17 protein-coding genes are annotated in these 25,640 nt (G+C 51.8%); 3 read left to right on the top strand and 14 right to left on the bottom strand.

The window, feature by feature from the left end:
- Positions 1-20 precede the first annotated feature (20 nt).
- The 6 genes from glyA to C5S61_RS17460 all read right to left on the bottom strand — a co-directional run bounded on the left by glyA (position 21) and on the right by C5S61_RS17460 (position 9,102).
- Entirely contained in the window at positions 21-1,271 is a 1,251-nt protein-coding gene (gene glyA, locus C5S61_RS17485; RefSeq protein ID WP_164689595.1) for a serine hydroxymethyltransferase, read from the bottom strand.
- Positions 1,272-1,359: 88 nt separating this feature from the next.
- Entirely contained in the window at positions 1,360-4,518 is a 3,159-nt protein-coding gene (locus tag C5S61_RS17480) for a GAF domain-containing protein (protein ID WP_110516933.1), read from the bottom strand.
- A 25-nt stretch (positions 4,519-4,543) separates the two neighbouring features.
- A complete protein-coding gene (locus C5S61_RS17475) occupies positions 4,544-5,320 on the bottom strand; it encodes an enoyl-CoA hydratase-related protein (RefSeq protein ID WP_110516931.1) in 777 nt (258 codons plus the stop codon).
- Positions 5,321-5,371: 51 nt separating this feature from the next.
- Positions 5,372-6,634, bottom strand: a complete 1,263-nt coding sequence (locus C5S61_RS17470) for a 3-keto-alpha-glucoside-1,2-lyase-like domain-containing protein (protein ID WP_110516961.1) — start codon at positions 6,632-6,634, stop codon at positions 5,372-5,374.
- Positions 6,635-6,651: 17 nt separating this feature from the next.
- Entirely contained in the window at positions 6,652-7,758 is a 1,107-nt protein-coding gene (gene plsX / locus C5S61_RS17465; protein WP_110516929.1) for a phosphate acyltransferase PlsX, read from the bottom strand.
- Between the two features lie 129 nt (positions 7,759-7,887).
- Entirely contained in the window at positions 7,888-9,102 is a 1,215-nt protein-coding gene (locus C5S61_RS17460; RefSeq protein ID WP_164689593.1) for a DUF2330 domain-containing protein, read from the bottom strand.
- A 175-nt stretch (positions 9,103-9,277) separates the two neighbouring features.
- Here C5S61_RS17460 and C5S61_RS17455 point away from each other — a divergent pair, with 175 nt between their 5' ends.
- Positions 9,278-9,859: a GNAT family N-acetyltransferase gene (locus C5S61_RS17455; RefSeq protein ID WP_110516925.1), complete on the top strand. Its 582-nt coding sequence runs from the start codon at positions 9,278-9,280 to the stop codon at positions 9,857-9,859.
- The gene (locus C5S61_RS17450; RefSeq protein WP_110516923.1) at positions 9,856-11,028 is read left to right on the top strand and encodes a GNAT family N-acetyltransferase; all 1,173 of its coding nucleotides are present in this window, start codon (positions 9,856-9,858) and stop codon (positions 11,026-11,028) included. The genes C5S61_RS17455 and C5S61_RS17450 overlap by 4 nt, the downstream gene beginning before the upstream one ends.
- 96 nt (positions 11,029-11,124) lie before the next feature.
- Here C5S61_RS17450 and C5S61_RS17445 read toward each other — a convergent pair whose 3' ends face one another.
- Positions 11,125-12,576, bottom strand: a complete 1,452-nt coding sequence (locus tag C5S61_RS17445; RefSeq protein WP_110516921.1) for an RICIN domain-containing protein — start codon at positions 12,574-12,576, stop codon at positions 11,125-11,127.
- A 773-nt stretch (positions 12,577-13,349) separates the two neighbouring features.
- Here C5S61_RS17445 and C5S61_RS17435 point away from each other — a divergent pair.
- On the top strand, positions 13,350-13,904 hold the full coding sequence (locus C5S61_RS17435; RefSeq protein ID WP_110516917.1) for a hypothetical protein: 555 nt from the start codon (positions 13,350-13,352) through the stop codon (positions 13,902-13,904).
- Between the two features lie 495 nt (positions 13,905-14,399).
- Here the strand turns inward: C5S61_RS17435 and C5S61_RS17430 are convergent, their stop codons facing one another.
- The 7 genes from C5S61_RS17430 to C5S61_RS17400 form a co-directional block, all read right to left on the bottom strand.
- Positions 14,400-16,808 (bottom strand): LasA N-terminal domain-containing protein, encoded by a 2,409-nt coding sequence (locus C5S61_RS17430; RefSeq protein WP_164689591.1) that lies wholly within the window; start codon positions 16,806-16,808, stop codon positions 14,400-14,402.
- A 209-nt stretch (positions 16,809-17,017) separates the two neighbouring features.
- Complete coding sequence (gene gpmI, locus C5S61_RS17425) at positions 17,018-18,646, bottom strand: 2,3-bisphosphoglycerate-independent phosphoglycerate mutase (protein ID WP_110516913.1); 1,629 nt, start codon at positions 18,644-18,646, stop codon at positions 17,018-17,020.
- Between the two features lie 303 nt (positions 18,647-18,949).
- Positions 18,950-19,501, bottom strand: a complete 552-nt coding sequence (locus C5S61_RS17420) for a hypothetical protein (RefSeq protein WP_110516911.1) — start codon at positions 19,499-19,501, stop codon at positions 18,950-18,952.
- A 155-nt stretch (positions 19,502-19,656) separates the two neighbouring features.
- A complete protein-coding gene (locus C5S61_RS17415) occupies positions 19,657-20,994 on the bottom strand; it encodes an ABC transporter permease (protein ID WP_205701424.1) in 1,338 nt (445 codons plus the stop codon).
- A 48-nt stretch (positions 20,995-21,042) separates the two neighbouring features.
- Positions 21,043-22,371 (bottom strand): ABC transporter permease, encoded by a 1,329-nt coding sequence (locus tag C5S61_RS17410; protein WP_110516909.1) that lies wholly within the window; start codon positions 22,369-22,371, stop codon positions 21,043-21,045.
- Entirely contained in the window at positions 22,364-23,896 is a 1,533-nt protein-coding gene (locus C5S61_RS17405; protein WP_110516907.1) for an ABC transporter ATP-binding protein, read from the bottom strand. Before C5S61_RS17405 ends, C5S61_RS17410 begins: the two co-directional genes overlap by 8 nt.
- 205 nt (positions 23,897-24,101) lie before the next feature.
- Positions 24,102-25,256: a BMP family lipoprotein gene (locus tag C5S61_RS17400; RefSeq protein ID WP_110516905.1), complete on the bottom strand. Its 1,155-nt coding sequence runs from the start codon at positions 25,254-25,256 to the stop codon at positions 24,102-24,104.
- Positions 25,257-25,640: the final 384 nt, after the last annotated feature.

The raw sequence follows: 25,640 nt of genomic DNA, 5'->3' as shown, positions 1-25,640 counted from the left end.
AAGCTGCTTAATTGGCCAATTTAGGCATATTCTGGTTGGCCTGGTACAGGGAAGGCGGCGCATAATTCGCGCACTTCGCCGGCAACTTTGGCTTGCAATTCTTTGTTGCTCAAATCGCGCACAATTTGGCCGACCCAAACGGCGATTTGACGCATTTCGTTTGGCCCAAAGCCCCGCGTCGTTGCCGCAGGTGTGCCAAAGCGCAAACCGCTGGCAGTCATTGGTGGCTTGGGATCGAATGGAATCGCATTTTTATTGACGGTAATGCCAGCATGGTCAAGGGCTTTTTCAGCGTCTTTGCCTGTGGCATTGACCGGAGTCAAATCGACCAGCAAGAGGTGATTATCGGTGCCGCCGCTCACAATCCGCAAGCCTTCGTTGGTCAAGGCTTCGGCTAGCACTTTGGCATTTTCCACCACGCGGCGCATATAATCGCGATAATCTGGCTGTAAGGCTTCGCCAAATGCCACGGCCTTGGCTGCGATCACGTGCATCAACGGGCCACCTTGCACGCCAGGAAACACCACTTTATCGATATTTTTGGCGTGTTCAGCACCACACATAATCATGCCGCCACGGGGGCCGCGCAGGGTTTTATGCGTGGTCGTGGTGACATAATCGGCAACCCCAATTGGCGATGGGTGTAAGCCAGCAGCAACCAAGCCAGCAATGTGGGCAATATCGGCCATCAAAATTGCTCCAACATTATCGGCAATTGTGCGCAGCAAATCGAAATTGATGGTGCGTGGGTAGGCGCTGGCTCCACAAATAATCATTTTTGGTTGGGTTTTGTGGGCAATCTCGGCAACTTCTTCATAATCGATCTGTTCGGTTTCGCGGTCAACGCCATAGCCGTGAATCTCATATGATTTGCCTGAGAAGTTGAGCGGATGGCCGTGGGTTAAGTGGCCGCCATGGGCCAAACTCATGCCCAGCACGCGGTCGCCATGCTCAAGTGTCGCCAGTTGTACCGCCATATTGGCTTGCGCGCCAGAGTGCGGTTGAACATTGACATGCTCAGCACCAAACAATTGCTTGGCCCGTTTGATTGCCAAATCTTCGGCAACGTCAACAAACTCGCAGCCGCCGTAGTAGCGCTTGCGTGGATAACCTTCGGCATATTTATTGGTCAACACCGAGCCTTGGGCGGCCAATACGGCACTGCTGACATAGTTTTCAGAGGCGATTAGCTCAATCCCATGGCGTTGACGTTCAGCTTCAGAGTCGATAGCTTGCGCCAATTCAGGATCTTGTTGGCGCAATTCATCCATTAACGACATGCGTACACTCCTTGTCTACGTGGAAAACATCCTTGCAGCCGGTTGGGCGTGGTGCGACGATAGCCTGTGTGACCCATCCCTATGATACACGGTTTGGGCTTTGTGTGTTGCGGGCTTGAATCAAATCGGCAACCGTGCTGCGCAACGTTTGCATTTCAAAGGGCTTGCCAAGCACGCTATCAACGCCGCGTGCAGCAGCATAATCGGCATCGTGTTGATAGCCCCAGCCAGTAATCAAAATTGCAATGATATTCGGGCGGCGATGGCGCGCTTGCTCCAGCACATCCCAGCCATTCATACCTGGCATACCCAAATCGGAAATAATCATGTCGAAGGGTTGTTCGTCGATCCAGCGCAGGGCTTCTTCGCCAGAGCTAGCCAAGGTTACTTCGTGATGATCGTGGCGCAGCACTTTGGCCACAATGTTGCGCACTGCTGGCTCATCATCAACCACCAAAATTCGTTGGGCGGCGGTTTTGGGCACAATAGCAACTGGACGTGGCTTTGGTTGCGGTGCATGATGAATTGGCAGCAACACGACGAAGCGCGCGCCATGTGGGTACACATCTTCGGTTAGTAATTTGCCGCGATGGCGTTGCACAATGCTCAATGCAACCGCCAAGCCCATGCCCGTGCCCTCGCCAATGGGCTTGGTCGAGAAAAATGGCTCGAAAATACGAGTCCGATCTTCGGGCGCGATGCCTGGGCCATTATCGGCAATCGTGAAGTACGACCACTCGCCAGTTGTGCCCGTGCTGATTGTAATCGTGCCGCCTTTGGGCAAGACATCAATCGCATTGACGACCAAATTAACGCAGACTTCGCGCAATTCGGCGGCGCTGCCTTGCACATGGGCCGCAGCCAAGTGGGTGCTAATATCGAGCTTAATCCCACGCTGCTGGGTTTTATCGCGCCACGAAGGGCGGGTAAAATCGAGCGCAATATTCACCACATCGCGTAAATCGACAATATCATCGTAGATCGTTTCGGAGGCCCGCGCAAACTCTTGAATGCGGCGCACCGTGACCGCGCCATCTTTGGCAGCGCGTTCGATGACTTGCAACGCGTCGCGGCGTTCTGCATGGTTTTCATCAAGCAACAGAAATTGGGCGTTGCCAAGAATTGAGGCCAGCAGATTGTTGAAATCGTGAGCAACGCCACTGGCCAGCTGACCCAAGGCGCGCAATTTTTCCGAGTTAATCAAGGTTTCGCGGGTGTTTTCTAGCTCGTCGAGCACGCTGCGCAATTGATAATAGGATTGTTCTGCATCGGTGCGCAACAAATGCTCTTGCTCATAGCGCCGCGCCGTATGAATCGCTTGCGAAATTTGCTGGGCAATCGAGACCGCCAAATGGCTTTCCTCTGCATTCCACGCGCGCACGTTGCCGCGACTATACATTTGCAGCCAGCCACTAAACCGCCCATCAACCATCAATGGCTGGGCAAAGAGTGACGATAGCCCTTCAGCGCTAGCAGGATCGCCGCCAATCAGCGAAACGCGGCGAATATCGCTAATGTAGAGTGGGGTTGGTGGTTTGAAGCGCGAAATCCAATAGTTAACGGTATCGGTGGTCATTTCCAGCGAATCGAGGTAGCGTTCGGAAAAGCCAGCGTGGGCCACGACCTGCATTGCGCTACCATCGCTATGCCACATGAGCACCGCAGCCGCAGCAATTTTAAACACGTCGATAACTTTTTCGACCACATTGCCGCATAACGCATGCAAATTGAGTTCGCCGCTAATTGCGCGAATAATTTCTTGCAAGGCTTCAAGTTCGCGGCGGCGTTGATGTTCGGCCTCGTACAGCTGCATTTGGCGCAAAGCCAAGGCCAATTGATCGGCCACATCGTTGATCAAACGCAAATCATCGAGCGTCCAGAGGAATGGGCGCTGCACTTTATAGATGCAGACAAAGCCCAACCACTGGCCATTAGCGACCAACGGCACCCAAACCAACGCATGAATATTCAAGGCCAGCAAACGCTCGCGCAATTCAGGGTAATTGCTATCGTGATACTCGTCGATCGTCAGCGAGCGCTTTTGCTGAAAGGCTTGCAACATTTCGCTATGCAACAATGCCTCGGTCGCGGTGCGCTGATCGGGCGGCAGCAAGGTTGTGTAGGTGCCATGAAAGCGTAAGCGTTGCTCCTGCTCATACATCGCCACGGTGCAGAAATCGGCGCGCAAGCCTAAACCAAGGGTTGCCAATACATCCTGCAACACCTCGCGCAAATTGATGGTTTGGCGAATATGGCTGACGATGCGGGCAAAAAGCACATTGCGTTCGTTGGCCACATACATCGAGCGAAACAGCCGATTATGCTCCAGAATATAGCCTAAGCGTGCGCCAAACTCGTGCAGCAGTTGGATGTCGCTTGGCTCAAATGGTGTGGCGGGAATCAAGTGCAGCAAGCCAAGATTGGTCTGATTGCCAGGCACATGAATATCGATGCCATGCGTGCCTGCGAGTAGCATTTTGACTGTATTCTGGCTGGTTGCTTGCAGTGGCTCGGAATGGCTCAGTGCTTGCAGGCCACGGTGGTTTGGCACATGGGTAGCATTGATCTGGGTCAATAAACCAAGCCCTTGCTCATCGTAGAGATAGAGCGCTGCGCCTTGGATTGGCAAATAGTGCCAAATTAAACGAATAATTTGGTGTGGCTCGGTCAGCACATCAAGGTGCTTTAAAATATGCAAATTGATTTTTTCGATGATTTTGGTGCATTGATCTTCGCGATAATGCTGGCGATGCGTGGCCAGCGTGCCCAAGGCCAAGGCCAATTGCTGGGCGATCATCTCGATAATTGGTTGGAGCAAGCGCAGTTTTGAGGCTGGCTGCTCGCTTTGAATATCGATTAAGCCCAGCAATTGCTCGTTGCGCAGCATCGGCACGCTTAGTTGGGAGCGCTGGTTGTGTTGGCTTGCAGGCGTGATGATACTGTGCTGCTGCTGACAAAGCGCCGACCAAGCAGGGCCTGCATTGTGGCGCAGACGTGGTGGCTGGTGATAGCTGGGATCTTCGAGTGGGCCAAGCGCGCTAGCAACTGGCACAAGCTGATCGTTTTGAATCAGGGCGATGGTGACATGCGGCGTTTGCAAATAATGGCTGATTAATGCGCTAATCCGTTGAATCAATAACTCTGCATTGTGCAGACAAAAAAGTTCTTGGGTGGTTTTGCTTAATAGCTCAAGCTGCTCGTGCCAAATGCTTGATTCCCCGCTATCACCATCGTACATACCGGCTATCCTTTCGTCGAAGGGTTTACCATTTGGGTTTGCGCTTGTTGAGAAATGCGGCGAGTCCTTCTTGGCCTTCGGGGCCGGTGCGGGCTTGGGCAATGGCTTCGATCGCGTAGCGTTTGGCGGCGCTGCGCTCTAGCTCCCACATGGCTTGAACTAATTTTTTGGCTTGGGCCATGGCTTGAGGGCCACCACTCAGTATGCGTTCAACCAAAAAGCCAACCGTTTGATCAAGCTCATCTTCGCCCGTAATGGCGTGGATAAGGCCAATTTCGAAGGCTCGTTCGGCGCTAAAGCGTTCGCCTGAAATAAACAAGGCTCGGCTTTGGCTGACCCCAATTTTGGGCACGACATATTGAGCAATCACCGCTGGAATCAAGCCAAGCTTGACCTCGGTAAAACCGAATTTGGCTTGTTCGACGGCTACTGCTAGGTCGCAGCAGGCCACCAAGCCAGCGCCACCACCAAGCGCTGCGCCATTGATGCGGCCAATAACTGGCTGCGGCATGCTATTGAGTAGCGCAAACATGGCATCGAGATTTTCAGCATCGGCAATATTTTGCTCGGCTGTATAGCTAGCGCTTGCTTGCATCCAGCTTAAATCGCCGCCAGCAGAGAACGAAGGCCCAGTTCCAGTCAAAATAACCACTCGCACGCTGGAATCGGCGGCGATGGCGGTTAATGCTTGGCGCAACTCGCCGATCAATGCGGGATTGAAGGCATTGTGCAATTCTGGGCGATTGAGACTGACGGTGGCGACGGCTGCTTGCTGGCTGATGCTGATCAGTTGATATGACACGAAAATACTCCGTCTGGCCCAACCTCGTTGTTGGGCCAGATTGGCATTGGCCTATGGATAAGCCATGCGTAGATTATCAAATTGGGTCAAGGTATCGCCTTGTTCAAAGGTGCTTGCGCCAAAGCCCATCGCCCCAGTGGCGTAGGTTTCGTCGGTGTACGAGGCAACTTTTTCGCCATTCAAATAGAAGGTGAAGTTGGAGCCAACTGCGACAACGCGCAGGCGATTAGTTGCGCCAACTGCCTCATTCGCAACCGAGCTATATTTCCAATCGATCAAGTTAATCCATTCGTCAACGGCTTTATCGAAGCGGCGGAAGGCAATATTGCCTTGACCATCGATTTGATAGACATACAAACTGCCTGAAGTATCGCCTTCAATTTGTTCGCGCAGCACTAAGCCAGCGGCATTGGTTGGTTCGCCACTAACCATCGTGACATCAATTTCTGCATCAACATCGCTATACACTTCGTTGGTCGAAGTCCAGATAATGCGTTCGTTGACATAGACATGGATTTGATATGCGCCTTCAACATAGGCATACTTGCCCGATTTGCTGGCGGTTTCTTGCTCTGGCCAAGCTTGATCGGTGTTGGAAAAATCGTCTTCCAAGAACACACCGCTGCCGACAACTGGCTCGTTGGTTGGTTCTGGCTCGTCGGTTGAGGCCGGAGTGCGGGTTGGGCGAATGGTTGCCGTGGCCACGCTGGTTGAATTGGTCGCGATCTGTTTCTTGGGATCGTCTTCTTTGTCATTCATCAAGAAGGCTACGCCCGCGCCGAGTAACAGCACAATCCCCACAATAATCCCAATAACCATCCCCGTATTGCTGCTGCGTTTGGTTGGCGCACCAGCATTCGGGTAGCCAGCGCCATAGTTTGGTTGTTGATAGTTGGCTGGCGTGTATTGCTGTTGGTTGCCATATTGCTGTTGGCTGCCATATTGTTGTTGCGGTGGCGGCGGATAGCTGCCTGGCTGGCCATAATTTTGTGGTTGCTGATAGTCACCACCATAATTTTGCTGTGGTGGTGGGGGATAGCTACCTGGCTGGCCGTAATTTTGTTGTGGTGGCGGAGGATAGCTACCTGGCTGGCCATAATTTTGTTGTGGTGGCGGAGGATAGCTACCCGGCTGATCGTAGTTTTGTGATGATGGTGGGGGATAACTGCCACCCTGACCTTCGTAGCGTGGCAATGCCTGAGTTGGGCCTTCGGCAGCAGTTGGCGCAGCGTTGAGCCGGGTTCCACACTCAGAACAAAACGGATTAATATCGTCGACACTTGCCCGACAATTAGGACATTCACGAAGCGCCATAGGGATTACCTCCAAAGCTAGGCCGAGGGTACTAATTCAACAGTTTCGAGGGCATGGCTAATGGTTGCAACGACCCGTTGTTCAACGGCATTGCGGGCCTGCCCAATCGCGTTCTGAATGGCTAAAGCATCGGATTTGCCGTGGGCAATAATCGCAATGCCATTGACACCCAACAAGGGTGCGCCGCCATGACTGCGATAGTCCATACGTTTGCGTAGGGCCAAAAGTGGCGCAACAGCAAGGCTGGCTGGCAAGCTCAAGCCGGTTAATCCAGCGAGCAAGGCGCGCCAACGACCTTTGCCGGGCAATGCCAAGGCCACGAGGGTTGGCAGTAATCCCATTGCAAGGTTTTGTCGCCACGAGGCTTTGATATTGTTGGCAGCGGCGGTGGTGATCATTTTAAAGACCCCTTCACCAAATTTGAGCACCAAATTGCCAACAAAACCATCGGCCACAACCACATCAGCACTGCCATTGATCAACATATCTTTTGGCTCGACATTGCCAACAAAGTTTAAATCGTGGCGTTGCTGTAACAGACCATGGGTGTCTTGTACTAGTTTATCACCCTTATTTGCTTCTTCGCCATTGGCCAACAGCCCAATCCGTGGCATGGGAATATTGGCGATTTTTTGGGCGTAGACATTGCCCATTTGAGCAAATTGGACCAAATATTCAGGCTTGCAATCGGTCGTTGCGCCCGAATCGAGCAACAGCGCATAGCCATTGACGGTTGGGAAATGGGTCACCAAACATGGCCGTTCGATGCCACGAATACGCCCGAGAATAAACAAAGCTCCCGCCATGGTTGCGCCACTATGGCCAGCAGAAACAAAGGCATCTGCTTCGCCTTCGCGCACCAAGCGCAGCCCAACGGCGACTGGCGAATTCCGTTTGCGCCGAATCGCCTGCGCCGGATGCTCGGTCATTTCGATTATTTCGGGCGCATCGACGACAGGTAAATCAAGGTTACTAGTATCGTATTTGGCAAGTTCGGCGCGAATTGCAGCCTCGTTGCCGACTAAAATAATTTGGTCGCCCCACGTGCGGGCTGCGGCGATTGCGCCAGCAACTGTTGCTTGCGGCGCGTGGTCGCCACCGCTGGCATCCAAAACAATACGCACAGATAATCCTCCAAACAAAACAGTTGACCTCATCGAGCATAATCGAGTGATGAGGTCAAACTGCTACTGGTATCTTAATGGGTTTTTCGTTGAACTGCAATATGCTAATTACGGCCCATAGGCGTAGTTCTAGGCAGCTGGGCGGCGTTTCTTGGGCTTGCGGGCCAATAGCCAAATTGCGCCTAAGGTTACGCCAATCACCATGAGCGTGCCGATGCGCAATGGGCCGCGGTGCAAGTTGGCTGTCGCTTCTTCTTCTGATGAGCGATTACCTTTGGCCGCATCATATTGCTGGCGACGCACAGTGTGCAACATTTGATCTTCGCAATCGAACGGCTCGGTGCGATACGTCAAATCAATATTGTTTGAAATCGGTGGTAGTTCAGGGCTATAGCCAAACGATGGATCAAACAGCATCTCTTCAGGCGAGACTTCGCCATACAAACGCGTCAAGAAGGCATATTTAGTGGTCAATTCTTTGAGCAAGCTATCTTGGGGGCTTAAAAACTTGCTTGGTTGGGCAAACTCGGTTAAGAAGCCTTTGCCTGCAACGCTGGCCAACACGCCGCTGCGTAGCTCGGTATAGTTATTTTCATTATTCAGCGATGTGAGCGCTAAGTCGTTTTCGCGCATAGTAAAACGCTCGGTATTGGTTGGAATTGCCTGCGTCTCGCCGAAAACCCAGACCGTGATTGGGGTTTTGGGTTGGCTGCTCAAGGCGGCTAATTGTAATGGCAACATTGGTGTTGTGCCCGCATAGCTAATCGCAATTGGCTGGATGCTGTTGGTTGCTGCATCGGGTTTGAGTTTGATTGCCAACAACGGCATGCCTGCATCGGTATAGGGCTTGAGTGCAGTTTCCAAGCCTGCTGGGGCTTGATAGCCATTATCTTTGAGCCACGTCATAAGCGCTGCTGGGTCGCGATCTTCGAGCACACTATAATCGTATGCGCCGACCTGGCCTTGTTGAGCCGCTGGCGTTTGGGTCGCAGCTGCTGGAATTGTGCCAAGGGTTGGGGTAAAACAGGCTGGCGGCGCTGGAAATGTCACCCGTGGATCGGTCAGGCTGTGCAGTTCGGCAAAGCTGCTCGCGCCAACCACATCGAGCGTTGGGATGCTGGGCACTGGCAAAATCCAAGCAAATTCTGCAGGCGTGCCAGTATAATCTAGTTTCAGATAGGCGGTAGTTTGGTTGGCTTGGCCATCGACAGCAAAAATCACGTTAAGGCTGGTTTGGCTAATCGGCGCATCAGCAGGAATCAAGGCCCCGCTTGCGGCGGCAATTGAGGGCAAAGTAATGCTTAAAAGGCTACACAGCGCAATCACTGTGGCTAAACGACGCATGGAAATCCTCCTTGAAATGTTTGCAAACTCAATCATAACACGCCGCGTTGCATGCTGTTATTCGTTCCAAGGCCTGATCCTTGTGATGGACATTGTTGTTAATATTGGCGCATTGTGATTGATGATTTAGATTGCGGAGTATGGCGCAATTGTGGCTTGGACAAAGGAGGGTGTGATGGAAATTCGTGCCTTGGTTGCTGATGAGCGTTTGCTTGAACAGGCTGCCGAGATTTTGACCCTGGCGTTTGCCGAACACTGGCCAGAAGCTTGGCCAACCCTCGATGATGCCCGCGAAGAGATGCAAGAGGCGCTGTTGCCCGAACGCGTTGGTTTTATCGCCTTGATCGACGACAATGTGGTGGGCTGGATTGGCGGCCAATCAAGCTATGATGGCAATGTTTGGGAATTGCACCCCTTGGCCGTCCACCCCGATTATCAAGGCCATGGCATTGGTCGCGCCTTAGTGCAAGCCCTCGAGGCCGAATGCAGCGCCCGTGGTGGCCTGACCTTAATGTTGGGTTCCGATGATGAAGCCTTTTTGACCTCAGCTAGCGGCATCGATGTCTATCCCAACCCGCTGCAACACCTCGCCACAATTCAAAACCGCCGTCGTCACCCATTTGAATTTTATCAACGCTGTGGATTCAGCATCATTGGCATGATTCCCGATGCCAATGGTTTAGGCAAGCCAGATATTCTCATGGCCAAGCGTTTGGGTGCTTGGTCAAGCCAGTTGCCAACAGGAGGCTTAGAGTGAATTATTGGTATGGTCAGGCCGTCGAGGACGATATTGCGGTTTTAGCGCCATTGTTGGGCCAAGCATTGCATTTTAATATGACCCGCGAAGCCTTGGTCGAATGGATGCAAAAGCGTGGCGTGGGCTTGTATCGGGCTTTTAAAGTCGATGGCGTAATCGCCGCAGGCTTGGGGATTTTGCCGATGGGCCAATGGTTTGGTGGCAAAGCCCAACCAACCGCAGGCATTACCGCCGTTGGAGTTGGCCCTGAATGGCGTGGGCGCAACGTTGGCGGCCAGATGATGGAAGCCATGCTGCGCGAGCAATATGAGCACGATGTAGCGATCTCAACCCTCTATCCCGCCACGACCCAATTTTATCGTACGCTTGGCTTCGAGCGGGCTGGCAGCCGCATTTTATATGAATTGACTCCAGCCTTGATTAAGCCCAAGCGTGACCATGGCGTGACCTTGCGCCAAGTGCTCGCAACCGATTACGCACCATTTGCAGCGATTTACGATCTATGGGCTGCAACCCAAACTGGCGTGCTTGAACGTTCGCAGTTGATGTGGGAGCGGATTATGGTTTCGCCACGGGCTGAGCGTTTGCGCTATATCCTGAGCGATCAGGCTGGCCAAGCGGTTGGCTATGTGGTTTATGAGCAATCTGGTCAATTCGAAGATATTAAAGTCATCGATTGGGTAGCAACCACTGGCACTGCCTTAGATGCCTTGCTGAATTTTTGGGCTGGCCATCGCTCAATGGTTAATAAGGTGGTATTGCCTGGTGCGCCGATGGATTCGTTGCTATTTCGCTATCACGAGCAGGGCATTGGCTATAATTGGCATTTGGATTGGATGCTGCGGATTATCAATGCGCCGCTTGCCATCCAACGCCGTGGCTTCTCGCGCTGGCTCAATTGCGAAATTGCCCTCGATTTGGTTGACCAGCGTTTGGAATGGAATAATGGCCGTTGGGTGTTGCAAGTCCGCGATGGCGTTGGCACGCTGGAGCGCGGTGGTAATGGTGCGGTAACGCTGCATATGCGTGATTTGGCTGCGTTGTATAGCGGCTACCTTGCGCCGCATGATTTGCGCTTGGCTGGTAGTTTGCAGGCAGATGCTGATCAATTAGATATGTTGGCGGCGATTTTTGCTAGCTCGCGCCCGTGGATGAGCGATATGTTCTAGAGGTTTCTTAATTCAGTGCAAAGCAGCAGGCCACTGGAATTTCCAGTGGCCTGCGTGCTGTGGTATAAGGCTAAGGAGTAGCCAGCAAATCACGCCTTATTGCATTGGCTCAAAGGCGAACGATTGACAATCGTTGTTGGTAGGATTGACCTGTTGCAATTGCACGCCGCTGGCGCTATCGCACCATGGAATATCAACGGCGAGGCCACTATGGCGAGCAGTAATCGTTGCATAGCCATTGCCAAGGTTATTGATGCGCCATTGTTGGTTGGCACCACCGACCCATTCCCATTGATGGATTTTGGCTCCATCGTTGGTCGAGGCGGCACTTACATCCATCACTTTGCCTGTGGCGCGTGAGACGAAGCGCACAAAGCCGTTGTCGGTGTTAATCAGCTGCCATTGTTGATTGTGGCCCGTGTGACAATCCCATTGCAAAATGACTGTGCCATTGGCTGGATTGCCGCCCTCGGCTACGTCGATACACTTGTTGGTGGCTCTGTTGCGAAGCCGGTAGTAGGTTGTGCCTGACGCTTGCTTGAGCAAGAACTTGTTGTTGGCCGAGTTCCATTTGGTTGCCAAGTAGCTGCCTGCTGGTGGGTTGGTGTGGAAATAATCATCGTGGTTGCAGTCGAAGCGGCCATATTGGCTTGCACCACAGCGATTTTGCATTGGTGGCGTGCCTGGGCCGTCAACGTAGCACATAATGTCTTCGTCATCGATACAGTGACCGTAGGCGGTGCTGTTGGGAGCTGAGCGTTGAACAGCGCCCATCGTGTGCATGTGTTCGTGCGCGGCGGTCGAGCCGTTCCAGCAACCGTTATCCATACGCGCAAAGCCAGGGCCAAAGTTGTTGGCGTTATTTTGGTCTGGGCGATCATCGAGCATATAGAAGGCTACGCCGCACAAAATATTGTTATCGACGAAGGTCAAATATTTGCGGTCGGCGCGGTTGTGGCCGAGTGCCTTCAAAGCGTTGGCGGTTTTGTCGATTGAATCGTCGCCATCTGCTGGCACGACCACATTCATCACATAAATTTCACAATTGTTGGTGACGAAGTTGACGGCACGGAAGCCACCAGTTTCTTGGGCACTGGTTTGATAGATTCGGTCCATATCTGATGACCATTGGCGAATCGAACCAACGAATTGATTGAAACGGTCAGGGCGGTCGGAAGCGCGCACATACATCACTTGAGTGCGGTTGCCAGCGTGACCATCGCCGTTACAGACAATCATTGGGTTGATTTCGGCTTTTTCCAAGGGTAAGGTTTCGTCCTTAACCGATTTGCCTTTGGCAATTGGGTCGGGGCCGTGGCTACAGAAGATTTGATCGCCAACTTTGACTTCGTACATCCCAGCACACGGGCCAGTTTTCGCCGGAGTCAAGCCATCGTAAATCATGCCGCGTTCTGGGTCGTTGACTGGAACGGTATCCTCAGTTGGTTCGACTTCGCGATCGTTGCGGGTTTGGGCTTGGGTGCTGGGAAGAGAACTACCAAAAAGAACAAGGAGTGCAAAAATCCAAATTAATCGTGGTGCCTTCATACAATTCCTCCATGAACTGTAACTACAAGGGTTGCCTAATCATCGAAATCTCGCCGCTGAGAATCGGGGCTTGTTGAGCGTGGCCTCCTTGCTGGTAAACTTATTCCAATCAATAAAATTAATATTCCTAACTATTACGCCATAGCCATGACCAAAAGTCAATATTTCCTTAATAACATGACTAGAATAAGTCATAGGGCGGAGAAAAGTATGAAGGATGAAAGCAAGAGCAAAGAGCATAGAACATAGAACATAGCAGAAAATTAGAAGTCAAACGTCAAAAGGCAGAAGGCAAAATAGGGATCAGAGGTCAGGGGCTAGGGGCCAGAGAGTAAGTATGAAGGATGAATTATGAGGGATGAAGGCAAAAGTCAAAAGTCAACAGTCATCAGGTGCGCATTTTAGAGCCATATCCCTTCGTGCAATTCGTGGCGAAAAAGGTGCTTCGCGGTTCCGGCCCTTCGTGTCCTTCGTGCGCTTCGTGGATCAATGTTTTAACGCAGCTGCGCAGAGTGAGGAAGGCTATGGGCTGTTGGCTATGGGCTGGCACGAACATAATCCTAAAAAATCTGGGCCAATCTGTGGCTAAAAAAAAAGCCTTCGGACAATTCGTGGCAAAAAAAGGGCCTTCGCGATCTTCGCGGTTACGGCCCTTCGTGGTTAAAAACTAAAAAATGTACTCAATCTGCTCCAAATTTGCTGCTTTTGTGCTATACCCAAACACCCACTGCCTGCTAGACTACGGCTGATTCATTGAGTGGATGGAGCATCACATGTATCTCGCACCTGTTGCGTATACCCCTAGTAAAATTCCGTGGTGGCAGCGCTTGATTTTGGGTTGGTATTTGCCCGCGAGCCTCGCCTTGCTTTGGTTGAGTGGGCCAGTGTGGCGTAGTAGAGAACCAACAAATCAATGGCTTTATGTACTTTCCAAGGGGCAAATTTTTATTAGTGGACGGTATGATCTTTCGCACCAACTCTTTTTTGCTGGATTAATCCTTTATTTTGGCAGCTTATTGGTCTATCGACCCCAAAAGCATGTCCTGCTGCTTGGCTTGACTGGAGCAAGTTTGGTTGGTGGTTATCTTGCGCATAAAGCCCTGATTGGCGGCCCAATTCGGGTTGGTATGATTATTTGGCAACTTGATTTTGATGATATGGGTGCATATAACGTTCGATTTGGCTATATTATGACCAGTAGTGTCGTTAGTTGGGTCGTTGTGGCGGTTCAAACGCGGATCTATCCGCTGTTAGCAACTCGTTGGTTCAATCGTATCCATGCAGGCTCGTACTGCCCGTGTTTCGCAACCGATGTAATTGGGCTTTGAAGGATGAAATCAAAAGTCGGAAATCAAAAGTCAAAAATCAATAGCCCAATCACAAGCATCTGTGGCTAAAAATGCTTTGGGGATTAATCTTTAACGCAGAGGCGCAGAGAAACGAAGGCTATTGGCTGGTGGCTTTGGGCTGGCACGAATATAATCCTCAACATCTGTGCCAATCTGTGGCCAACGGAAAGGATGAAGGATGAAGGATGAAGGATGAAGGGATATGCTCTCCACCTTGCGCTTGACGTTCTTCGCGATCTTCGCGACCTGTGCGGTTACGGCCCTTCGTGCGCTTCGTGGATCAATGCTTTAACGCAGCGGCGCAGAGAAACGAAGGCTATTGGCTGGTGGCTATGGGCTGGCACGAACATAATCCTACCAATCTGTGCCAATCTGTGGCTAAAAAATACTCATTCGTGCAATTCGTGGCAAAAAAAGGGCCTTCGCGATCTTCGCGGTTACGGCCCTTCGTGTCCTTCATGGATCAAAACGGCCTTATCGCTCAACCCTTGGCAAGTACGCCCGAAACAGGTCGGGGCCAGCCACGATTGGGCCGCGCTCGTTGCCATTGGCATCGCGGAACCAAACATACACCCGCCGCGCGGTGATTGGGTTCCACTGCCATTCGCGCTCAGCGCTGAACGGCTCCCATTGCTTGCGCGTTGGGTTGGGATAGGCGCTCAAGGCCATGCTCAACGGTTGGTTGGCATCGGTGGCCGAAAGCACCAAGGTTGCGCTTAATGCATTCAGATTGCGAATGGCAACGCTAGCTTGGGGCGGATGATCAATTGTAATTGTTTGACTGAGCGTGCTGGTATTGCCCATGCGATCAGTCAGCCGCACGCTGATCGTATAGCTGCCCTCGGTGTTGGGCAAGGTCCAGCGATAGGCTCGATAGTAGGTCATCGGCGCAGCGTAAATGCCGTTGATGCCAAGCTGGGCTTTGACCACGCCACCACCATTATCCAGTGCTGGGGTAAGAATCTGCAAATCGCGTTGAGCGGTGCTGCTGCTGCTGGCGGTGAGCGCTTGCTCGCTGATCGCTAAACGATAGATTTCATCGGCGGCTAATTGGCGCTTGTAAATCAACAATTCGTCGAGCGCAAGATTGCTGATGCCTGCGCCAATTGTCCAGCGCCCAAGATTGAGATCTTCGCCTACTTCAGTTGGCAAACTTACCTTGCTGGCTTCACTAACCAACATGCCATCGATCAACAACCGCTTATTGCCAGTCGCTTGGTTCCAGCTGATCGCAAAATGATGCCAGCCAGCGCTCAAGGTGTCGGGCACGCTCAGGCTATGCTCTTGGCCAGTGGCATCGACTGTCCAGAACGTCCATTTGGCTTGCTCAGTTTGTTCGTGGCGTAAAGCCAAGGTATTGCGATAAATCTTATCGGGATCAACTGGGTTTTGCGAGGCAGCGAGCAGATAATGGCGGCCTGTGCTGGAGCTTGACCACGTTTGTGGCACATTCACCCACAGCGCCAAGCTGCCATGCTCAAGCTTGAGCGTCGGGCTAGCGGGATAGGTCAACGAGCCATCACCAACTTTGACAGCTTGGCCAAACTTACCACTGGCATAGCTAATTTGATCGCTGGCGGCCATTGGGCCAACCGCAGGCAATGGATTATTTTCAAACTGGGCGACCAAGGCCAAATCGGCATCAGGATTGATCGTCAACAGCGCACTTGGTGGCGTGGTGTCGGTTGGCGCTGGGCCATCTGGGCGATTCCACGGTACACTATCATTCCAAAGCCAAACGCTGGCTTCGCATTTGACATAGTTGGTGCATGGGTCGGAACCAGGACCATACCAGCCATAAGGATCAACTTGCTTGCCGTTGTGGCGAACTTCGAAGTGCAAGTGCGGAGCGCCATCGGTAAAGCCAGTTGCGCCGCTCCAACCAAGCAATTCGCCGCGCTCGACCCATTTGGGCTTCGAGGCATCGATATAATTTTTGAGGCTTGGGGCAAAATCGTCGAGATGCCAATAGACTGTTTCATAGCCAGCAGTATCGCCAGCATGTTGAATCAGCACACCCAAGCCGCGGGTTGTGCGGGCATAGGCCCAGCCTGGGGCGGCGGCAACAATCGGCGTACCATAGGGCAAATCGGGAAAATAATAATCGTGGCCATCGTGGCTATTATACGAAAGCCCACTTTTGCCTTGATAATTAATCATCACATCGTTACCATCGCCGCCGCTATCGACCATCGGATAGGTATGATCAAAATGTGATGAATGCACCATTCGCGTGCCCTGCTCCCACGGAATGCTCAAAAAGCCCGTGCTCACTGGCGGCGTGCTTGGGGCGACAACTGGCTCGTTCTGAAATAATTCGTGATACACCTTGCTGTAGCTGGTGACTAACTGCTGCCATGTGGCTTGATCGCGCTCAAATGCCAAAAAGCGTTTGACGGTGAGCGCATGCGGATCATCCTTGGGATCGAGTTTTAGTTGGCTGCCATCGCTGAAGTTCAGGATGACCGCACTCTCGTAAGGACCAAGCCCAACTCGAATCTCGCGCGCTGCCCAATCGATTTGGCTCAAAAAGCCTTGTGGGCCAGCCAAAAATGGTTGATTGGTTGCGGTGGTTGGCAAGGTTGGGTTGCTAATCAGTTGAGAGGTGGTTTCCAACAAGGCCACTAAAATGCGGGCCTCGATATTGTAATAGGCCGCCATGCTCTCGATGATCTGGCCAGCTGGTTGACCATCGATCGTTACATTGGCAAGGCTACTCTGTTGGCGTTGTAAAAAACCTTGCACCCCGCCATCGAGCGATGATAGGCCGTGGGTTGGTTGTTGATTAGGCTGAGGTTGCTGCGGGCTGGCGTGCACCACGAAGGGCAGCGTTGCGCCGCCAAGCATTAATATTAATAAACCAAGGAGTAAAGAACGCTGCATAATCAATTCCAAAACTCTCATCTACATCAGTTGCCAGCCGTATGGTAGCACGCCACCTAGGCAGCGTCAATTAACATTAGCTAAGACATTGGTCCTGTTATCGCAATGTTGATTTTTCAAGCGTGCAAATCGAGGGCGATGCAGGAACTGAAAACCCCTACATCGCCCTCGATTTGTTTGTTCAATGAGCACTGTTTGTTCTAAGTGGGTTACTTGTGTTCGATCAATGTTGTGCCGGTCATGGCTTCAGGTTTTGTTAAGCCCAGCAAATCGATGATTGTCGGCGCAAGGTCGGCCAAGCGACCCCCAGTGCGCAGGCTAATCTGCTCGCGAGTTAGGCCACTAGCTGGGTCGGCAACCAAAATACATGGCACAAGGTTGGTGGTGTGGGCGGTATGCGGGCCACCAGTTTGTGGGTCGATCATCTGCTCTGCATTGCCATGATCGGCGATTAAGATTGCAGCGCCACCTTGGGCAACCACCGCTGGTACAACGAGGCCCAAACAGCGATCAACGGTTTCACAGGCCTTAATCACTGCCGGAATCACCCCTGTATGGCCAACCATATCGGGGTTGGCAAAGTTAACCACGAAGAAATCGTAAACTTGGCTATTGACCGCATCGAGCAATTTGGCGGCTACTTCTTCGGCGCTCATTTCAGGCTGCAGATCGTAGGTTGCCACTTTGGGCGAGGCCGCCATCACCCGATCTTCGCCCTCGAATGGCTCCTCGCGGCGACCATTCAAAAAGAAGGTGACGTGGGGATATTTTTCGGTTTCGGCACTGTGATATTGGCGCTTACCTGCATCGGCAATCACCTTGGCCAATGGCTCAGTGATGTAATGCGGTGGGTAGGCAATCGCATATGGGAATGTCGCATCATACTGGGTCATGGTGACATAATGTAAATTTGCCAATTGCTCAGGCCGTTGCCAAATGCTGGTTGGCAGTTGCAAGCCTTGCTCTGCTTGGTTGGCATACCATTCCTGCACCATGGTGTTGAAATCGGGCTGCATCAAGGCGCGCGTAATTTGGCGTACCCGATCGGCGCGGAAATTAAAACAAATCACCACATCGCCAGCGCTGATGCGCGGCAAGGCTACGCCTGCTGCATTGGTAATGACGGTTGCTTCAATAAACTCATCGCCGCGAGCATCACGCAGATACGATTGCTCAATCGCAGTAAGCGGATCGCTGGCGATGTGGCCAACGCCCTCGACCATGGCTGCATAGGCAGCGCCGACGCGCTCCCAGCGTTTATCGCGATCCATCGCAAAATAGCGACCAATCACGCTCGCCACTTGGCCTACGCCAATTTGGGCAATCGTTTGTTGCAACTCGCGCATATAGCCAAGCCCACTTTGCGGCAAGGTATCGCGGCCATCCATAAAGGCGTGAATGTAGGTGTTGGTAACTCCTTGCTGAGCCATGAGTTGCAACAAGCCAGCCAAGTGAATATTGTAGGCATGCACGCCGCCTCGGCCAATCAGGCCGATTAAGTGCATGTTTGTGCCACGTTCTTTGACGATTTGCACCGCTTCGAGAAAGGCAGGATTTTCAAAAAACTCACCAGCTTTGATTGATTCGCTGATCCGAGTGGAATCTTGATAGACGACCAAGCCAGCCCCAATATTCAAGTGGCCGACCTCGCTATTGCCAATTTGGCCTTCGGGCAAGCCCACATCGAGGCCAGAAGCATGCAGTTGGGTGGTTGGGCAGGTTGCCATCCAATGATCAACATTGGGAGTGTTGGCTAAACTAACGCCGTTGCCAGGGCTAGCAGGTGCCAAACCCCAACCATCCATTATGGCTAACAACACAGGACGCGGTGTTGTCATGATGACTCCTTGTAAACGTTAACATGTTGTATCTATTTAACGAGAAAAGCGCAAAAAGTGCAAGTAGCAAAGGCTTCACCTGCGATGGGCGTAAAAAAACCGAGCAGTGAGGAGTTGGGTGGTGGGGTTGGGCTTTGGGGTTTTGGGAGTTTAATATGCCCTCACCCCAACCCCCTCTCCCACGCGGCGGGCGAGGGGCTTTAACCCCGTGGTTCGCTCCCAATTCCTTGGTAAAACTCAATGCTCCCCCTCGCCCGCGTCCAGTGGGAGAGGGGGCTGGGGGGTGAGGGAACTTAACCAGGCTTAGCGTTTGATATTAATAAAGCGAATTTTCCAACCGGATTCTAGGCGATTGAATTGCACATCATAGCTGCCTGTCCCATCGCTATAGTTGAGTGTGCCTTGAAGGTCTAGGGTTGTCGTTTGATTTGTACCAGCATTTGCTGCCGGTGGGGCAAAATCGTCGCTAATGCTGGTATAGCCTTCGAACAACTCGCGTTGGTTAATCAGCTTGGTTAATTGTTCATCACTTACGACCGAGCTATCTACAAATGCTTTAGCTGCATTAATATCATTCGCAGCCCCTGCCTTCATAAAGCCATCAAGGCTTGCCTTAACATCATTGACCTCGCCCATAAGGAGCTTATAGCCTACAAAAATACCACCTCCACACAACAGTAATACGGCAATTACCCCGATAATGCCGAATTTCAAACAGCCACCACGCTTTTGAGGCTGCGGTGGGTAGCCATAGGGTTGTTGCGGCGGATAACCAGGTTGTTGTGGTGGGTAGACTGGCTGTTGCGGCGGGTAGTTCTGCTGCGGTGGTTGACCATATGGTGGTTGATTGCTCACAAAATACCTCCAAGAACACACACAATTTAACGTGCAGTATAGATGATGAGCTGGCTGCTGAGAAGAGCAAGAATCATGCACTGCTCGCAGGTTTAAACATGAATGACACTCCGCAGTAGTACGGAGTGTCATTCCAGAAAGTTGCGTTAGGTTGATTATTTTTCGTAGACTTTGCCCGATGCTGCTGGTGGCTTGGCGCGACCAATCACACCTGCCAACACAATCAGCGTTACCACATACGGCAACATCTGCATAAATTGCGAAGGTAAATCGAAGTTGTAGGCCTGTACTTTGAGCTGCAACGCATCTGCTGATGAGAACAGCAACGAGCCACCAAAGGCCCCAATTGGATTCCACTTGCCGAAGATCATTGCTGCCAACGAGATAAAGCCTTGGCCGTTGGTCATGCCATCATCAAAGCCAAACGAGCCTTCGAGCGAAAACCAAGCGCCTGCAACCCCGGCAATCATCCCGCCAATAATCACGTTGCGATAGCGCATGCGATTGACGTTGATCCCGACGGTATCAGCTGCTTTGGGGTGTTCGCCAATGGCGCGGGTTCGCAAGCCCCATACGGTGCGAAACAGGAAGAAGTTCAAGCCAATCACCATCAGAATCATCAAATAGGTAATTGGTTTGTGGTCAAACAAAATCGGCCCAATCAAGGGAATATCGGCCAGCGGGCCAAGCGGCATTTGCGGCAAGCCAGCCCGTAGTGGCGATTCGAATTTCAACAGGAAGTTGGTGCGGGTAAAGCCCGTAATCCCAACCGCCATAATGTTGATCACCGTACCGCTGATAACTTGGTCGACTTTGAAGCGAATTGAGAGCCACGCATGCAAGGCTGCCATCATGCCGCCAGTCAAAATCGCCCCAAAAATCCCGATGATCAAGGGCAGCCAAACGACACCTTTGACCACATTTTCTGGCAACGATTCGCCATAGATCATGCGGGCCGAGATCGCTGCCGCAGCGTAGCCAAAACAGGCAGCTGTCAGCATCATGCCTTCGATCCCGATGTTGACCACACCCGAGCGCTCACAGACAATCCCCGCCAGCGCACCGATGGCGATTGGCGTACCAAGTCGCACCACCCGCGAGAGCGTATCCGAGAGATCAACGCTATTGTTGGCTACCGCCCAGAGCAGAATCGAGAAAAAGCCAAAGCCAATCACGCTGCTCATATAGGGCGCAACCCAACCGCGTTCTGGATTTTTGGCGATCAGCACGCCCCCAACAAGAATTAACGCCCCACAGATCAAACTAATTGTGACCATAGTGGGTAGTTCGATTGCGGCGACTGGCGGTGCTTTGGGATCTTCCTTCATTTTTGCACTATCGGGAATCCGAATTGTGCTCGTAAAATCCCAAATTGATTGGATTTTGCTTGTTTCAGTGATTTTATTGCCGAGGCTGTTATTGACTGCGAAAAGAAGCACAATCGCAATGAAAATCCCTAACAGCCCGACCCCACGTGCGCGTGTAAATTTCATACAAATCCACCGTAAAGGTTAATTAATTCAAGAGCGACGACGCTGGCGCTATTTACCCCAGCTACGGTTAAACGTGATTTTGCCACCTTCAGCTTGCTTGATGCGATAAATCCAGCGCACAATTTGGTCGGCAGCAATAAACATAATCACTAAAGCTTGAATAATTTGAATCAGGTTGATCGAAATGCCTGTATTGACTTGCATTGCGCCTGCGCCAGTGCGTAACGCGCCCCAGAACAGCGCTGCCGGCACAATCGCAATTGGGTTGCTCTTGGCCAACAAGGCAATTGCCAAGCTATCGAAGCCCAAGCCACTGGAGAACACAGCTTTGAGGTTGTATTCCAAACCAATCACTTGGCTTGTGCCTGCCAGCCCTGCCAATGCGCCCGAAAGGCCCATTGCGCCAACCACCGTGCCGGTGATGCTCATGCCTGCATAGCGGGCTGCTTCTGGGTTTTCGCCCACGGTTTTAATTTCAAAGCCCTTGGGCGTGCGGTTCATCAACCACCAAATAAAGCCAACCATCAAAAAGGCAATGATGATCCCCATGTGAATCCGTAGATCCCATGTGCTGCTGGTGGTGGTAATCAAGCGTGGATACGCTTGGCCGCCAGTAAGGCTGGGGTCGGTGGCTTTGCTGATAATCCGTGGCAAAGCGGCATTTTCGTGGATGAATGGTGTGCGTTGCAATGTGGCGCTTTTATCTTTCATCACGCCGTTGATCAAATAATCCATCACTTGCAAGGCAATATAGTTGAGCATGATCGTCGTAATAACTTCATGCGCGCCAGTTTTGGCCCTGAGATAACCAGGGATAATCCCCCAAAGTGCGCCAGCGATAACCCCTGCCAGCAAAGCTGCTGGCAAGTGGATAATTGCTGGGAGCGAGGCAACCCCAAACCATTGCGGCATAAATGCGGCAACCGCGACACTGCCAAGCGCACCCATCAGCAATTGGCCTTCGGCCCCAACGTTAAACAAGCCTGCTTTGAAGGTTACGGCCACAGCCAAACCTGCCAAAATGTAGGGCGTTGATTCAACCAAAGTATTGCTAATGGCAACTGGAATCGTACTTGGTCTTGTCCAATCGCCAAATGCACCTGAGAACAAACCAGTAAAGGCACTCAGCGTTACCCGTAAACGTTCGGGCAAGGTGCTAAAAAACCAATCGCTGCGACTGCCATAGATACTTGGATCAAAGGTTGGCAGTTTATTGCCAGGAATCGAGACAAACACGATCACTGCGCCGATTAACACTGCGGTCAAAATTGCCAGCAGCGGCACAATTGCTTCGTTAAGCCAGCCAAAGCGCCGTTTGCTTGGCTGCAGCTCGGTGTTTTTTTTGGTTTCAGCGGGGGCTTGTTGCTCATTAGACATTAGCTTGCTCCTGAATACCGGCCATCAACAGGCCAACGCGCTCGCGCGTAGCTTCGGCAATCGGGAGAATGCCAACTATTTTGCCGTGGTACATCACAGCAACGCGGTCGGCTAAGGCCAGAACTTCATCAAGTTCAGCCGAAACCAATAAGACCGCCAGCCCTGCATCGCGCTGTTTAATAATTTGATTGTGAATAAATTCGATCGAGCCAACGTCAATCCCCCGTGTCGGTTGCGAAGCAATCAGCAAGCGATTTTCGCGGGTAAATTCACGGGCAACAATAATTTTTTGTTGATTACCACCTGAGAGCGAGCCAGCAGTCGTGGTCGCGCTGGGCGTACGCACATCGAAGGTCGCAATCAATTCTTTGGCATGTTCGTCAATCGCTGGGTCGTTAAAGGTCAAGCCTTTGGTAAATGGTGGTTTGTAGTAGGTTGAAAGCACCAAATTATCGCGGATGCTATAACCAAGCACCAAGCCTGTGCCTTTGCGATCTTCGGGAATGTAGGCCACGCCTTGTTCAGTAATTGAGCGTGGCGGGCGATTGGTAATATCCTTGCCAAGCAGTTCAATTGAGCCACTCGGCAGGGCTTGCAAGCCCGTAATTGCCTCAACCAACTCAGTTTGGCCGTTGCCTTGCACGCCAGCAATCCCCAGCACTTCACCTGCATGGACATCAATTGAAACATCATCAAGCACGGTGAGGCCGCGATCGTCACGCAGATTGAGGTTGCGTACTTTCAGCACCACATCGCCAGGGTTGGCCGCAGTTTTATCAACTTTCAAGACAACATCGCGGCCTACCATCAGCGCTGCTAATTGACCTTCGCTGGCAGTTTTGGGGTCTGCGTCGCCGACAACCTTGCCCCGACGCAAGACCGTAATTCGGTCGGCAACTTCGCGCACTTCGCGCAGTTTGTGAGTAATAAAAATCAGCGCCTTGCCCTTATCAGCCAATTCACGCATCACCCGAAAGAGGTCATCGGCCTCTTGGGGAGTCAAGACGGCAGTTGGTTCATCGAGAATCAACATATTGACATTGCGATAGAGCGCCTTCAAAATTTCGACCCGTTGCTGAACGCCAACTGGCAAATCGCCGACGATGGCATCGGGTGGCACGGCCAAGCCATATTGCTCGGAAAGCTCGCGCACGCGTTGGCTTGCTTCCTTGGCATTTAACACTGGGCCTTTGCGTAATTCGGTGCCAAGAATAATGTTCTCTGTAACGGTTAGGGTATCGACGAGGGCATATTCTTGGTGAACCATGCCTAAACCAAGCCCAATTGCATCAGCAGGGTTTTTGATCTTGGCCAGCTTGCCGTTGATCAAAATCTCGCCTTCATCGGGATCGTAGAGGCCGTACAAGATGTTCATGAGGGTGGATTTACCCGCGCCATTTTCACCAAGGAAGGCGTGGATTTCACCGGGGAGCAGGGTAAAAGAAATATGGTCGTTGGCCAAAACCCCGGGGAATTGCTTGGTGATATTGCGGACTTCCAACGCAGGTACGACGTTCGCGGTCACACAAGACTCCTAGTTAATCAAAAAGAGGCAGCATTGCCTCAAATATGCAGAACAACCACGTTGTTGGCTGCCAAAAAACTGGCCAAACGTGTGCTTGGTTGTTCGAGTTGCTGTGTTTCGATGCTGTGATAATACCACACAAAAGTAAAAGGGCTGCGTCATTGCTAACGCAGCCCTTTCAGGGGTTGTGCCTTGCGGCAACAAATTAGTTCAAGGTAACGCCGGTTTTGATTGAACCATCGGCCAAGCCTTGCTTGATCTTGTCAAGGGTGGCTTTGGCATCTGCTGGCAATGCTGATTCTGCATCGTGGAATGGAGCATAGTCGATCCCGCCGTTAGCTGCGTTACCGAAGTATACGCCACCTTCGAACTTGCCATCGACAACTTCCTTGACGACTTCGAACACAGCGTTGTCAACGCGCTTCATAGCGCTGGTGATCAACATTGGGGCTGGGCCTTTTTTGAAGGTGGTGTTGTATTCGTCTTGGTCAACGCCAATCACGAATACATTGTTGTCAGCAGCAGTCTTGATTGCGCCTGAGCCAGTTTGGCCGCCAGCACCGAAGATTACGTCTGCGCCTTCAGCGATTTGGGTCTTGGCAGCTTCGCCGCCAGCGGTTGGGTCGGTGAATGAGTCGATGTAGACAGTCATAACTTGGATGTCGGGGTTGACGTATTTAGCGCCAGCTTCGTAGCCAAGTACAAACTTCTTGACGGCAGGAACTTGTTCCTTACCACCAACAGCACCGATTTTGCCGCTCTTTGAAACCGTTGCGGCCAAAGCGCCAGCAATGAATGCTGATTCGTCTTCTGAGAAGACCAAGCCCTTGACGTTGGCCAATGCTGGTTCGTAAGCGAAGTCAACAATAGCAAACTTCAAATCTGGGTACTTCGAAGCAGCAGCCTTGATTGCATCGCCCATCAAGAAGCCTACGCCGATGATCAAATCGTAGCCTTGGCTAGCGAATTGTTCAATGTTCTTTTCGTAGTCTTTTGGATCGATGGTTTCGATGTAGTCGATCTTCACGCCAAGTTCGGTTTCGGCGCGTTTCAAGCCTTCGAACGCAAATTGGTTGAAGGTACCGTCATCGACTTTACCAACATCGGTTACCAAACCGATTTTGATTTCGCTGGTTGCGCCGCCACCAGTGGTTGCTTCGGCGGTTGCTACCGTGGTTGCAGCAGCAGTTGCTTCGGTTCCAGCGGTTGGCTCAGTCGCAGTCGTTGCGGTTGCCGCAGCTGCTTCGGTGGTTGCCGTAGCTGCTGGAGCAGTGGTTGCCGTCGTTTCGGTGCCACAAGCAGCCAAAACTGGAACCATTAAGACCAACAACATCATGAACGCAATAATGCGTTTGTTCATGGGAGGACCCCTCCTAAATAAAAGTGTATCTGTAGCTCCCCTAAAACCATGTCACCCGCTGTGCGTGGGGAATGATGACATGCATCGGCGTTGATTATAACATAACCCGCCGTAATCGAAAGTATGAAGGATGAGGGATGAGGGCAAAAGGATGAAGGATGAAGGATGAGGGATGAAGGCAGAAATCAAAAGTCAAAAATCAAAAATCAAAAAAGCCATTCTCCTTCGTGCTCTTCGTGTCCTTCGCGGTTTCAGGCTTCGTGCTCTTCGTGTCCTTCGTGGATCAAAAGCTCCGTTTCGCAATCGTTTAGAATTAGGCGCAACGCGATGCAGTATAGTAACTGACTCTTATACACATCTCCGAGCCCACGAGACTAGCGCTCG

It is taken from the genome of Herpetosiphon llansteffanensis, from assembly GCF_003205875.1.
In the GTDB taxonomy this organism is placed as follows: Bacteria; Chloroflexota; Chloroflexia; order Chloroflexales; family Herpetosiphonaceae; genus Herpetosiphon; species Herpetosiphon llansteffanensis.
Note: the sequence above shows the minus strand (reverse complement) of the source record. Positions and strands in the feature narration are given on the sequence as shown.

Coding starts and splice junctions, on each gene's coding strand:
- C5S61_RS17430 (WP_164689591.1), bottom strand. CDS start 16,808: ATGCAGCGTTCTTTACTCCTTGGTTTATTAATATTAATGCTTGGCGGC.
- C5S61_RS17455 (WP_110516925.1), top strand. CDS start 9,278: ATGGAAATTCGTGCCTTGGTTGCTGATGAGCGTTTGCTTGAACAGGCT.
- C5S61_RS17480 (WP_110516933.1), bottom strand. CDS start 4,518: ATGTACGATGGTGATAGCGGGGAATCAAGCATTTGGCACGAGCAGCTT.
- C5S61_RS17400 (WP_110516905.1), bottom strand. CDS start 25,256: ATGAACAAACGCATTATTGCGTTCATGATGTTGTTGGTCTTAATGGTT.
- C5S61_RS17435 (WP_110516917.1), top strand. CDS start 13,350: ATGTATCTCGCACCTGTTGCGTATACCCCTAGTAAAATTCCGTGGTGG.
- glyA (WP_164689595.1), bottom strand. CDS start 1,271: ATGGATGAATTGCGCCAACAAGATCCTGAATTGGCGCAAGCTATCGAC.
- C5S61_RS17445 (WP_110516921.1), bottom strand. CDS start 12,576: ATGAAGGCACCACGATTAATTTGGATTTTTGCACTCCTTGTTCTTTTT.
- C5S61_RS17415 (WP_205701424.1), bottom strand. CDS start 20,994: ATGAAATTTACACGCGCACGTGGGGTCGGGCTGTTAGGGATTTTCATT.
- C5S61_RS17470 (WP_110516961.1), bottom strand. CDS start 6,634: ATGGCGCTTCGTGAATGTCCTAATTGTCGGGCAAGTGTCGACGATATT.
- C5S61_RS17410 (WP_110516909.1), bottom strand. CDS start 22,371: ATGTCTAATGAGCAACAAGCCCCCGCTGAAACCAAAAAAAACACCGAG.
- C5S61_RS17460 (WP_164689593.1), bottom strand. CDS start 9,102: ATGCGTCGTTTAGCCACAGTGATTGCGCTGTGTAGCCTTTTAAGCATT.
- gpmI (WP_110516913.1), bottom strand. CDS start 18,646: ATGACAACACCGCGTCCTGTGTTGTTAGCCATAATGGATGGTTGGGGT.